At 38.8% G+C, this 13,008-nt stretch carries 8 protein-coding genes; 6 read left to right on the plus strand and 2 right to left on the minus strand.

Features of this window, described 5'->3' with window-relative positions; all coding sequences use genetic code 11:
- Window positions 1–105 precede the first annotated feature (105 nt).
- Entirely contained in the window at window positions 106–903 is a 798-nt protein-coding gene (locus ABN256_RS05710; protein WP_196554767.1) for an energy transducer TonB, read from the minus strand.
- A gap of 171 nt (window positions 904–1,074) precedes the next feature.
- Between ABN256_RS05710 and ABN256_RS05715 the strand changes: the two genes are divergently transcribed.
- From ABN256_RS05715 to ABN256_RS05735, 5 genes are all read left to right on the plus strand, one after another.
- Complete coding sequence (locus tag ABN256_RS05715) at window positions 1,075–1,623, plus strand: RNA polymerase sigma factor (protein ID WP_072071041.1); 549 nt, start codon at window positions 1,075–1,077, stop codon at window positions 1,621–1,623.
- Window positions 1,613–2,641, plus strand: coding sequence for a FecR family protein (locus ABN256_RS05720; protein WP_231619332.1), 1,029 nt, complete (start codon window positions 1,613–1,615; stop codon window positions 2,639–2,641). The genes ABN256_RS05715 and ABN256_RS05720 overlap by 11 nt, the downstream gene beginning before the upstream one ends.
- Window positions 2,642–2,744: 103 nt before the next feature.
- The gene (locus ABN256_RS05725) at window positions 2,745–5,507 is read left to right on the plus strand and encodes a TonB-dependent receptor (RefSeq protein ID WP_197269567.1); all 2,763 of its coding nucleotides are present in this window, start codon (window positions 2,745–2,747) and stop codon (window positions 5,505–5,507) included.
- Between the two features lie 63 nt (window positions 5,508–5,570).
- Window positions 5,571–7,280 (plus strand): ABC transporter ATP-binding protein/permease, encoded by a 1,710-nt coding sequence (locus ABN256_RS05730; protein ID WP_349439253.1) that lies wholly within the window; start codon window positions 5,571–5,573, stop codon window positions 7,278–7,280.
- Window positions 7,270–10,068 carry a M16 family metallopeptidase gene (locus tag ABN256_RS05735; RefSeq protein ID WP_349439254.1) on the plus strand — a complete coding sequence of 933 codons (2,799 nt, stop codon included), beginning with the start codon at window positions 7,270–7,272 and terminating at the stop codon, window positions 10,066–10,068. Before ABN256_RS05730 ends, ABN256_RS05735 begins: the two co-directional genes overlap by 11 nt.
- A gap of 146 nt (window positions 10,069–10,214) precedes the next feature.
- On the opposite strand, the gene ABN256_RS05740 is transcribed toward ABN256_RS05735, so the two are convergent.
- Entirely contained in the window at window positions 10,215–10,631 is a 417-nt protein-coding gene (locus ABN256_RS05740; RefSeq protein WP_072071044.1) for a DoxX family protein, read from the minus strand.
- 269 nt (window positions 10,632–10,900) lie between these two features.
- On the opposite strand from ABN256_RS05740, the gene ABN256_RS05745 reads away from it, so the two are divergent.
- Complete coding sequence (locus ABN256_RS05745; RefSeq protein ID WP_349439255.1) at window positions 10,901–12,919, plus strand: oxidoreductase; 2,019 nt, start codon at window positions 10,901–10,903, stop codon at window positions 12,917–12,919.
- Window positions 12,920–13,008 lie beyond the last annotated feature (89 nt).

Here is a 13,008-nt window from a genome sequence, read left to right on the forward strand (position 1 = left end):
TTACTCTATTTTATAGCAAAAAAAGCAGAGATTATTCTCTGCTTTTTTATAGTTATATAACTATATGAGTTTGAAATTTAATAAATAATTGTAGAACCGTATTAATTAACTCTCTTGCCTGTAATCAAAACTTAAAGGTGCCGTAAATGAAATATTCCCATTAACTAAACGATTACTCTCCGGTGCAGGAAATGGTGAAGCTCGCTTAATGGTATTTAACGCCTCTCTATCAAGAATTCGATTACCTGATGATGTTTCCACTTTCGCATCTAATAACTCACCTTTTGCATTTAACACAATAGAAACTTGTGTCACGCCTGTCGCTTTAAAACGTATTGCGGTTCTTGGGTAACGTTTATACATCTCAATATGGTTATGTATTAAACTTTCCCATCCCATTTGTCCACTTGCCGAAGAAGAAGAGAAACTATTAAATTGAGCACTACTGCTTGTATTAGAACCAGAAATAGGTGCGCTTGTTACATCTGATGGGGCTTCTGAGACAGGAAGATCATCAGGCACTTTCACCGCAACGGGTTTTGGCTTCACCACAGGTTTTACTTTCGGTTTTTCTGGGATACGTTCATAAGTACCTTGTGCTACTACTGGCATTTTAGGTAAATCCAATACTTCTTTCACAGGCTCTGGTTCTGTTTCTGCGGGTTCAGGAACAGACATCACTTTTTCAGGCCCAACAGGGACATCTTTTGTTTCTGCCTTAGCTAATTGATAGATACCAAGATCCATTGTCATTGCGGGTGGTAAAACACCATGGCGTTCATCTTTAGAGGTTATCCAGCCAATGGCGACAACGACTAGCGTTGTATGAAATAAAATACTGGCAGTTAATCCACCAATAGAAAATGACCCACGGCGTGAAAAAGTCGCCGACATACTACTCATAATTCTTGCCTCTGATTTTCTTTCTGATGAATTATAGGCATAATATAAACACAAATGATATTGCTTATTATTAATAATACAATAAAAAATTAGCTTGATAATTATCATAACTTGTTCGTATGAGAAGCAGTAAGAGCTTATTATTTCACTCTTTTTTAGACACCAGAGATTATGGCTAGCGATAAATCATTGGCACAAAAAATTAGTTGTGCCTATCAATCAACCTATGGACAACTTGTGCGTTTTTTCCACAAACGTACGGGTAATTACCATGATGCAGATGATTTGTCTCAAGATGTGTTTACACTATGGTTAAACAGAAAAGAACAAACACCTGTACAAGAACAGCGTGCTTTTTTGTTTAAAATAGCGAACCACGTTTTGATTGACCATTGGAGAAAAAATCAAAAGCAGAAAAATATCTATCAGGATGATTATGAATTAGATGATGCAGCTCAAAATTATACTACTGAGCTTGATCCGGGATACGTCCTTGAGCATCAACAACGTTTAGATCTACTTAGTGAAGCAATTGCAACTTTGCCCCCACGCCGCCGAGAAGCGTTTGTTCTTTATCGTTTTGATGGTTTATCACAAAGCGAAATTGCAGAACAAATGGAGATCTCAATTAGTATGGTGGAAAAACATATTGCGGCTGCTCTATTACATTGCAAAAGATACGTCGATGCAGGACAGGAGAAATGCACGAATGATGAGTAAGCCGGAAAAAAACATACCGGAAACTAAACCTCACACAGATGAGGGCGCAGATCCTCTTTTTTTAGAAACTGATGATGAATTACTCAATGATACTATTGATGAGCAAGCCGCTCTTTGGTTCACCCGACAACACAGCCAAAGAATGACCTCCAAGCAACGCCAAGAATTTAAAGAATGGATAGAAAATGATATAAATCGGCAAGCATATCAAGATATTGCGGGTATTTGGCGTCAATGTGATGCATTATCACGACCAACAATAACCACCATTAAAAAGAAAAAACGTTCTCTTTGGCGTCCCGCTATCCACACTACCGCAACTTTTTGCCTACTCACTGTTTTATATCTCCCTTATAGTCATTTACCTGCGTTACTAATGGATAATATGACGCTTGCAACCAGTGACTTACCAAAAGAGATGACCTTAGCTGATGGCTCTAAAGTCTATTTAGACAGAAACACGCAAGTCAGAGTCGCTTATGTACAAGAAGAAAGGCGATTATGGTTAGATAAAGGCCAAGCTTATTTCAAAGTAAAACCAAACCATTACCGCCCATTTTATGTGCATGCAGATACACGATTAATTAAAGTTGTCGGTACTGAATTTGAAGTCAGTCGATATGATGACAACCAAATTAACGTTGCTGTACATCAAGGGATCGTCGAAGTTAAAGCAACCCCTAAATCCTCTCCAGCCTATTTGTACGCAGGCTCTCAGGCCACCAGCAAATTAGCCAGTGATAGTTTTGTTATCTCTTCGGTTAATATTGATTCCGTAGGAAGTTGGCGTTTTGGTCAACTGCATTTCTTTGAACAACCATTGAATGAAGTGATAACGAAACTGAAACCTTACCTAGATATCAATATTCAATTTTCCTCCCCTGATATTGCCAAAATGAAAGTCTCTGGCGTTGCCAATATTAGCGATGCAAAAGGCTTTATTACCGCAATTCCACTTATATTGCCGGTTAATGTGGTTTTCACTGATAAAAATAATGCGTTAATTATCAATAAGTAAAAAGAAATATGAAAAATATTCTTTTTTACAGGTGAGGATAATTCTCATTTCACCCTCTTCCCTAATAACAACAATTATTAAGTTAGTGAATGGGATTGGTGAAATGAGAATGAATAACAAAAAAGGGACCCTCAAGAGGTCTCTGCTAGCATTGCTAATAAGTACCACTATTGCCGCACCTTGCGCTTATGCATCTGCAATTTCAGTGGCTTTACCAGAACAATCTTTAGCTGATTCATTAAGTGCCATTGCAAAACAAGGGCAAGTCCAAATTTTATTTGATGCTAATTCGGTCAAAAATCTACGTGCTCCAGCACTTTCAGGTCAATTTGAAACCCAAACTGCATTACAAAAAGTCTTAATTGGTAGTGGGTTAGAGATTATTCCACAAGGAAGTGGATTTGTTATTCGCCCTCTCGCAACGACTAATGCGATTGTTATTCCTGAAGTTAAAGTCACGGGTGTAGGTAGTGCTTATCATCCTGCTACCGATGTTGTTTCCGCTCCGCAATACATCACCGCAGAAGAGATCAAACAGCGTAATACGGGTGATGGTAACATCACTGACTTACTAAAAAGTAACCCCGCGGTTCAATTCTCTAATAATGACAGCACATCAATGAATCAGGGTGAAATTAAACCTTCACGTATTTCTATTCATGGTTCTAGTAGTTATCAAAACTCTTATAAACTTGATGGTGTCAGTTTTAACAATGACTTTGATCCGGCTAATTCTGGTAATGGTGAAACCAATACTCGTGTTACTAGTGATGATCAAGGGATGTATCTTGATAGTCGCTTAATTGATAGTGTCACGGTTTACGATAACAACATTCCTGTAGAATTTGGCGGATTTACAGGCGGAACCGTTGATGTACAAAGCCGTCGCTGGTCTGGTGAAACGCATGCCAATGCCTATTACCGCACAACGCGCTCAAGCTGGAACAATATTTTCACTGATCCAAAACTAAATTTTGATACAGCAAACAATGATTTTAGTAATCCCGCTCGTTTCCAGAAAAAATATGATAAACAAAACTTTGGTGGTTGGTTTGAAACAGGGTTAACTGAACATACAGGTTTAATATTCTCTGCATCTCGCCGTGAATCAACCATTCCTATGATGATGAGTAGCGCAGGTGGCTTTATCCATACACCTGACTATGAATTAGAACAAGTTGAACAAAACGCAGGTTATCGCGATCAAACTCGAACTTCAGATAACTATTTTATTAAATACTCTTGGGATATTTCAGATACTCAATCTCTTGATTTATCAAGTAATATCGCGCGTTATAAAAGCTATCTATTCTCAGGTTCAGTCTATAATTCAGGCTATGACAATGAGCATAATGGTTTAAGTTTTACTGCGCTTTATAAACATCGATTAGATCTTGGTACCTTAGAATTAACAACAGGTTATCAAAAGTTAGAAGATAAACGAACGAATGATCAAAATTACTTTATTCGTTTAGATGATGCGATTACCGGTTGGTCAACACCAACAAGTTATAACAGTGGTGGTCAGGGTGACCTAAAGAGCAATCAAGAAACCGTAAGTACTAAAGCGATAATGCGTTTTAACTCTTATGACTTAGGTTCAACTATACACCAACCTACAACAGGCTTTGAAGTTGCTAGAACCAAAGGCTCTTATATCAGAGATAAAGATTTTTATAGTTACTTCTATACGGGAATAACGGATCCCGATACAAACGAGTGGAGTGGCGGACGCTCAAATACAACGCGCTTCCAATCAGGAAGCCATAGTGCAACCTATACAAATTATGCAATCTATCTTGATGACAATATTCAATATAAACGCTTAACACTGCGTCCTGGTATTCGTTTAGATAGAGATGATTTTGTTCAAAGAAACAATATTTCACCTCGTTTAAGTGGTACTTATGATATTTGGGGTACAGGCAATACCCTCTTAATTGGTGGTGTAAACCGTTACTACGGTCGCTCCATGTTAACTTACGCATTATATGGAGCACAAAATGCAGGTTTGCAACACTGTTACTTCGATTGTGAATCATCTGACGCCAGCTGGAATAACCGTACCGATTTTGACGGTCTAGATTCGTTAAAAACACCTTATAACGATGAATTCACTCTAGGTTTACAACAAGAAATTGCCTCAACCACTTGGCGTTTACAATACGTTCATCGTAACGGTCGTGATGAAGTGCGTAGTGATACAAAATATCCTGATAGCACTGATTACGAAAAAATGAATATTCGTGCATTTAATAATAATGGCCGTAGTTCACACGATACAGTGACTTTATCAGTGAAAAATAGTCAGCCTTGGGAATTGGCGCAAGCTGATCATGTTTTCAATGCTTCAATAAGTTGGCAACAAAGCAAAACCAATACCCCGAAAGATTCAGGTTATGCCGACTTTAGTCCAAACACTCAAAACGTTAACCGGAACAAAGTGCTATATGATGGAAAAATCATCGATGCCAAAGACTTACCTTCTGGCAACTTTAACTCGCCATTAAAAATCACAGCAGATCTCACGAGCGTTTGGGATGAATGGAATGTGACTTGGTTTAACCAATTGCAATGGAATAGCTGGCGCTCTCAAGCAGAAAAAACCAATAACGGTAACCCAATTCAAACGCCTGAAGCTGGTTATATTTATGCCTATAAAAAACAAAATTACAGTAGCCGCTTTACATGGGATACAAAGTTAAGTTGGCAGCCTGAGTTTGCTTATGGTGTAGGTGTCTCTGTGGAAGTGAATAACGTCCTTAACACTAAAAACGTTGCCGATCACTTCACTTATAAAAATAACGATTACAAATCTTATGAACCAGGTCGTCAGTTCTGGTTACAAGTCAGCTACGACTATTAATAAATTGACGAAGTTAATGTGAGCAACCAAGTCGATACACAATAAAAATATGACCAATAAGCAATGAAAACAATAAAACAATTTTTCTATTTAGTTTCACCTTTTTGGGGGCGGCGTGCCGCCCTTTACTGCTGGTTTCTATTGATTGTCTCTTTGACCTTAACCCTGTCATCCGTCTGGTTTAACGTCAAAATGAATGAATGGAATGGCGGTTTCTATAACGCATTACAACAACTTGATGGGCAAGCACTCTACAAGCTTCTTCAACAATTTGTCATTATTATTGCAGGATTAATTACTGTTGTGGTAATGGGCGATTTCTTACGTCAAAAAATGGTTATTCGCTGGCGCGAAGGCATGACTGAACAAGTGCTCGATCGCTGGTTATCAAAAAACAGTAAACACTACATGTTAAGGCTGACTTCTCAAGAGCCTGATAACCCGGATCAACGTATTGCAGAAGATATTCGTTTACTAATCGAATCAACAATGCGTTTAACCGTGACATTTTTACACTCGTTACTCACCCTTATTTCTTTTGCCACCATTCTTTGGTCACTGTCTGGCGCTATCTCTTTCACATTAGGGGGCAGCGAGTGGACAATTCCCGGCTATATGTTCTGGGCTTGTATTATCTATACCATTATCGGGATCACCATTACGCAGTTTATTGGTTCACCATTGCGTAAGATTAATATGGATAAGCAACGCAAAGAAGCTGATTACCGTACTGCGCTTATCACCCGTAAACAACATGGCGATGCGATTGCAGGTCAGCGTGGTGAAATGAGTGATCGCAATGAATTAATGAGTCGCTTTTTAGGGGTTATTCATAACTGGAATAACCTTATTCGCTACGAAAGAAATCTTGCATTCTTCACTGTCGGCTATCAACAAGCTACTGCGATGGCACCGATTATCTTTGCCTTACCTAAATTTCTTGCTGGTGAGTTAATGCTGGGGGGATTAATGCAGTTGAGACAAGCATTCTCTAGTGTTGCAGGGGCATTAAGCTGGTTTATTTTCTCGTATAAAGAAATTGCGGCATGGCAAGCAACGGTGACACGTCTTTATAATTTCGTGGTACTGTTAGAGCACGACCATGAGCCAGAAGTCGCTGATTTAAATGATAAACAGATTAAATTAAAAGCCAATCTTTCTCTGTTTATGCAAGATGACAGCCTGTTAATCCAAGATATTAACTTCTCTGTAAAAGCGGGTGAATTAACCGTTATTGAAGGTTGCTCTGGTTTAGGAAAATCAACACTGCTTAGAGCATTAAGTGGGCACTGGCCTTATTTCAAAGGGGAAATTCAACGTTCACCAAATGTGTGTTGGCTCCCACAGCGTATGTATCTGCCTTTTTCACGTTTAAACAGTTTGCTCGCTTATCCTTGTCAGCCTAATCAATTCTCCGCTAAAGAGTATGAAGACGTACTTCATTTGGTGGGCTTAGATAAAATAAAAAATCAACTTTCACTTGAAACGGATTGGACAACACGCCTATCAGGTGGTGAGCAACAACGTCTTATTTTTGCCCGTTTATTACTCAATAAACCTGATCTTATTTTATTAGATGAAACCACCTCTGCACTTGATGAACAAAATGCATTGAACATGTTGCAGTTGCTAAAACAACATCTGCCAACTGCAGGTATTGCCTTAGTGAGCCACCAGCGCTTTACACATGTGATTGCAGATAATGTGATTTCACTCAAAGCCCCTACCGTGTCCTCCTCTCAACCTGCTGGAGTTACCGAATATGTATCGTAAATTACTGATTGTTTCCGTCAGTCTTTCCCTTTTAGGGTGTGCGGCAAGTACCCCAAATCAAAATGACAAAAGCGCGCTATTACTGCGCCCTGATGTTCGCCATTTTACCCTAGATAATGGTTTAGACGTCTACTTACTGCAACGCCCACAAACGGGTGTTGAAATGCGTCTTTTAGTAAAAAGTGGCTCGGTTCAAGAAGATGAAAAACAGCTCGGTTTTTCACACTTTACTGAACATATGGCATTTAAAGGTACAACCCATTTTCCGGGTACAACGGGCTTTAAACAGCTTGAAAGCCTAGGCATGAAATTAGGTAGTCACGTTAATGCCGCGACAAGTTTAAATGCGACAACGTATAAACTGTCATTGCCGAATGCAAACCCGATCCAAATTAAAACAGGGTTAAAAATCTTATCAGACTGGGCATTTGAAATGACATTTGACCCTATTGAGTTTGATAAAGAGCGCCCTGTTATTGTTGAAGAGTGGCGTTTGCGCCAAGGTATCGGTTTTCGTATTAACCGCCAGTTAGAAGAATTACGTTATTACGGAAGCCGTTATCTGGAGCGAGATCCTATTGGCGATTTAAAAATTGTTAAACATGGCGATGTGAAAGATGCAAAACGCTATTACGATACTTGGTATCAACCAGAAAGAATGGCATTAGTACTGGTTGGTAACTTTAATCAGGGCGATGCTATTGCGGATATTAAGCAACTGTTTAACGCTAAAAATAGCGAAAACAAAGGAATTGATGATCCTTCTTGGCACAATTTTATCGATCATAAAGATCTACTGGTTAAAACGATTTTCGACAAAGAGCAAGGTTCACGTATTTTACAATTTACCTTACAGCGGACTTTACCAGCACCTTTAAATAGTCGACAAGGTCAATATGAAGATTTAATGGATTCATTATGGCTATCAATTTTAAATCAACGTTTCTCCACTATCGTTGATAATGGCTTAACGGCTTCCATTAGCGCTAATGCTCAAGGTGCAATGTTAGACTCTCGTCGTTCACAACAATTGATGATTGCCCACCCTAAAGGTAATGATTACCAAGGTACATTAGATATCTTATTTACAGAAGTTCAACGCCTCGCCTCTGTTCCAGTGACTCAAGAAGAGTTAGATAATGCCCGTAATGCAATGCTAAAACGCCTAAGCCAACAAGCTGCGGGTGAAGAGCGTTATGAGCACGATTATTTAGCCAACCAAATCACAACAGCCATTGAATTGGAAATGCCAATTCAAACTAAAAAACAGGCCCTAAATTTAAGCTATCAATTAATCAATAAAGTGACCCCTGAAACATTGTCAGCTTATTTTGCTCAATATCTAAAACAGGCATCACCACGAGTTGCTGTGATTGGCCCGGATAGTGATGCTAATTTATTTAATGCAACTAAAGCAGCACAACGTTGGCAAGAAATTAGACAGTCAAATCCAGGAGCATTTACCCTAAAAACGCAAGCTGTTGTATTAGATATTAAACCTGAACTCACAGGTTCAATTGTTTCAACGCAATCACTCCCTATTGAAAAAACGCAACAGTGGACTCTGAGCAATAACGTAAAAGTGATTGTGAAAAATGACAGTTATCTCAAAGATAATATTCAAGTTTCACTGCGTATTCCGGGTGGCTCATCACTTGAAACAAACCAAAGCTTAGGTATGGTGCAATGGGCATTGAAATTACCTGAAGTGAGTGGATACAGCCATTACAACGCACGTGAATTAGCGCTATTTACCAAGCAACATCAAATTAGTTTGCGCCCTTACAGCGAACTGTTATTCCATGGTTTCCGTGGCGAAGCGCCAATTGATGAATTAGAAACCTTGCTAACATTACTGCATCTAAAAATAACTTCTCCACAATTTAATGGTGAGAAGTTAGAGCAACAGAAGCAAGCCATGGCATTAGGTATTTCAAAAACCCCTGTTGAACGTACGTTCTTAGATAGTATCAATAAAGAAAGTTATCAAAATGGCGAGCGCCTTGTAGTTTCACCTCAAGGTACTTGGAAGCAATTTACAGCCCAACAATTACAGCAAACAAACCAAATGATCTTAGGGCAACCTGCTGATATGACATTAGTTATCAGTGGCCCTGTCAATATTAATCAGGTAAAACCTCTGATTGAACGCTGGGTTGCAAGTCTCCCGACACGCTCGGAACAGCGTCTATTCTGGGCAGATCCTGCCATTAATCCAAAGCTAACTTCATTTAGCAAAACATACCCTATCGCAAGCAGTGATAAGAGTATGGTAAGTATTCAATATGCAGCACCAGCTCAATGGTCACAACAACAAGTACTTGCGTTAAATTTACTGGATACCGTGATCAGCCAACGTTTAAGACTCAATCTACGTGAAAGAGCGGGGGGAATTTATTCACTTGGATTCTCTGAAATGTTAACGAAAGTGCCTACAAGCTACTATACCGGCCGTTTAAACTTTACGGCATCACCTGAGCGTGCAGATGAATTAATAGCCCTTGCTCGTAAAGTCGTGAATGATGTTAAACAGTCAGGCATTACAGAGAAAGAGCTACAAGAGGCTAAAAATATCTGGCTAACTGAAAATTCACAGATAAATGACAGTGCAAGTTATTGGACAGAAGCCCTTGCTCAAGTTGCAACTGATGACCAACAGTATCAGCGTTTACTTACTGATCCTGCCATTATAAAAACATTAAATGTTAACGATATAAATCAAGTGGCTCACCAATGGTTAGGTGAAAATGAGAAGGTCTTTAAGCTAACACCTGCGGATAAAAAATAATCCACATTTAAAATCAATAAGTTATAATATTTCCTAAAAGAAAACGCCCAGTTCTAATGTAAATACATTTAGAAATCTGGGCGTTTGTTCATCAATTCTAATCAAGTCATAGCAATTAAATTCAAATTTATTGACTATTAAATTTGCTAATCTTTTTTAATGGCAAAACGACCGCTACCTAAAAACATCACAGCAATTGCCGCAAATAAATAGAAGCCCGCACTTTCTGGTGCCCATCCCCCTGTTTTGGGATTTAATGCAAATAGATCACCTGAGTGAACCATCAAGACAGCAACAAACATTGTACCGGCCAAAACAAGTGCTGAGGCGCGAGTAAATAGACCAATAATCAGTAAGATAGGTGCGACAACTTCCCCAATTACTGTACCGTATGCAATAAAGGCGGGTAGATTAAAATTAGCTAACATACCCTGAATACCAGCTAATCCACCCGGCTCCATTTTATGAAGTCCATGTAATAACATTAAAACTCCAAGAGAAACACGTAGTATCAATTTACCCAAGTCAGAACAGTCAACAAGTTGATTAAATTTATTAATCATAACGTCTCCAAATTCAAAATAGTGATGTGTGCTTTTAATACGTATTAATAGGTACACTACATTATATGATGAAATATTATGAATGAGTGTGATTTTTATTATCACTATTTGTTCTCATTAAGTAATCACTTAGATTATTATTGCTTTATAACGTGCTATTCACCTTTTCCATGATTAAGATCACAACTTGTTAACATAATGAACTCTTAATCTCTCACTTCTCGTTATGCTATAGATATCTCATCTGACCAGTCTAAAAAGGGTATCTGATGGCACATTATTCTCATCTATTTTCTCCCCTTGATTTAGGGTTTACTGTACTGAAAAACCGAATGTTAATGGGCTCTATGCATACTGGTCTTGAAGAAGACCCTAAAGATGCTCCAAAACTTGCACAATTTTATGCACAAAGAGCCGCCGCAGGCGTTGCACTTATTGTTACAGGAGGGATATCACCTAATAAGCAAGGTGTATTATTACCACACGCCGCAACATTAATGTCTGAATCCCAGCTTGCACCACATCAATTGGTTACTGATGCCGTTCATCAGCAAGGTGGAAAAATTGCATTACAGATATTGCATACTGGTCGTTATAGTTACCAACCTAATTTGGTGGCGCCTTCTGCTATTCAATCACCAATAACCCCTTTTATGCCAAAAGAAATGAGTCATGAACAAATTGAACAAACTATTGATGACTACATTCACTGCGCTCAATTAGCTCAAAAAGCGGGCTATGATGGTGTTGAGATAATGGGATCTGAAGGTTATTTAATTAATCAGTTTTTAGTTAACCATACGAATCAGCGTGACGATCAATGGGGTGGTAATATTGAAAATCGTTGTCGCTTCGCTTTACGTATTCTTGAAGGCATAAAAAAAGCCGTTGGTGAGCAGTTTATTATTATTTACCGTCTTTCTATGCTGGATTTAATTAAAAATGGTTCAGATGCATCAGAAGTTGTTTATCTTGCCAAAGCTGTTGAGAAAGCTGGCGCTACAATGATCAATACAGGGATTGGCTGGCATGAAGCTCGAATTCCAACGATAGCCACTATGGTACCAAGAGGCCAATTTGCGAATGTAACACGCGAATTAATGGGCCAAGTGAATATCCCTCTTATTACATCAAACCGTATTAACACACCACAAACCGCAGAAGCTATTTTAGCAGAAGGCTGTGCCGACATGATTTCAATGGCACGCCCTTTTCTTGCTGATCCTGAGTTCGTTCTAAAAGCACAATTAGGGCGTGAAGATGAAATCAATACCTGCATTGCTTGCAATCAAGCGTGCCTTGATGAAATATTTTCAGGGCAAACAGCATCTTGTTTAGTCAATCCTTTTGCTTGTCGAGAAACCGAACTTCTGGTTACTCCAACCCAACAACCTAAAAAACTGGCTGTTGTCGGCGCAGGACCTGCGGGATTATCTTTTGCTATAACAGCGGCTAAACGTGGTCACCATGTAACACTCTTTGAAAAAGAAGATGTTATTGGTGGGCAGTTGAATATTGCTAGCCAAATTCCCGGAAAAGAAGAGTTTAAGGAAACCTTGCGTTACTTTAAACGACAGTTACAACTCACTGGTGTGATTGTTAAAAATAATACTGAAGCTACTCCTCATCATCTTAAACACTTTGATGAAATTATTTTAGCCAGTGGTGTAATACCACACCTTCCTGATATAGAAGGCCGAGATAATACAATTGTTAAAACTTATTTGGATGTTTTAAAGCACCATCAACCCGTGGGTAAAAGAGTCGTGATTATTGGTAGCGGAGGTATTGGCTTTGATACCGGTCTCTATCTTACGCAAAAAGGGCAATGCAGTAGCCTAAGCCCCTGTGCTTTTAACAAAGAATGGGGCATTGATCCGACGCTTTCATATCGTGGCGGAATAAAACCAGAAAATCACTTAAAAGGTGATAATAAACAGATTGTTATGACTCAACGTAAAGCCGGAAAGATAGGATTGAATTTAGGTAAAACAACGGGTTGGATACATCGTTTAACGCTAGAGAAAAAAGGCGTTAAATTCTTAACGCATTGCCATTATCAACAAATTACACCAGAAGGTCTTGTTATTGAACAAGATGGAAAACAGCAACTTCTTATGGCAGATAATATTATATTATGTACAGGGCAACGCGCTTATCATCCTTTGCTTACTTCTTTAGAAAATGTCCATACAAAAGTCCATCTTATCGGCGGCGCTAAAGATGCTAGCGCATTAGATGCAAAACGCGCTATTAGGCAAGGAACAGAATTAGCTCTCAATATTTAATCCTTTTTCAGTGCTTGAGTAAAAAAGAAACCCCACATAAAAATGTGGGGTTCTATTTTTTTATTATTGATTATTATTTTTACAGCTCT

Source organism: Proteus sp. fly-1008, from assembly GCF_040140305.1.
GTDB lineage: Bacteria > Pseudomonadota > Gammaproteobacteria > Enterobacterales > Enterobacteriaceae > Proteus > Proteus vulgaris_B.

Excerpts from the sequence above, each read along its gene's own strand:
- ABN256_RS05710 (WP_196554767.1), bottom strand. The coding sequence starts at position 903 with ATGAGTAGTATGTCGGCGACTTTTTCACGCCGTGGGTCATTTTCTATT.
- ABN256_RS05715 (WP_072071041.1), top strand. The coding sequence starts at position 1,075 with ATGGCTAGCGATAAATCATTGGCACAAAAAATTAGTTGTGCCTATCAA.
- ABN256_RS05720 (WP_231619332.1), top strand. The coding sequence starts at position 1,613 with ATGATGAGTAAGCCGGAAAAAAACATACCGGAAACTAAACCTCACACA.
- ABN256_RS05725 (WP_197269567.1), top strand. The coding sequence starts at position 2,745 with ATGAGAATGAATAACAAAAAAGGGACCCTCAAGAGGTCTCTGCTAGCA.
- ABN256_RS05730 (WP_349439253.1), top strand. The coding sequence starts at position 5,571 with ATGAAAACAATAAAACAATTTTTCTATTTAGTTTCACCTTTTTGGGGG.
- ABN256_RS05735 (WP_349439254.1), top strand. The coding sequence starts at position 7,270 with ATGTATCGTAAATTACTGATTGTTTCCGTCAGTCTTTCCCTTTTAGGG.
- ABN256_RS05740 (WP_072071044.1), bottom strand. The coding sequence starts at position 10,631 with ATGATTAATAAATTTAATCAACTTGTTGACTGTTCTGACTTGGGTAAA.
- ABN256_RS05745 (WP_349439255.1), top strand. The coding sequence starts at position 10,901 with ATGGCACATTATTCTCATCTATTTTCTCCCCTTGATTTAGGGTTTACT.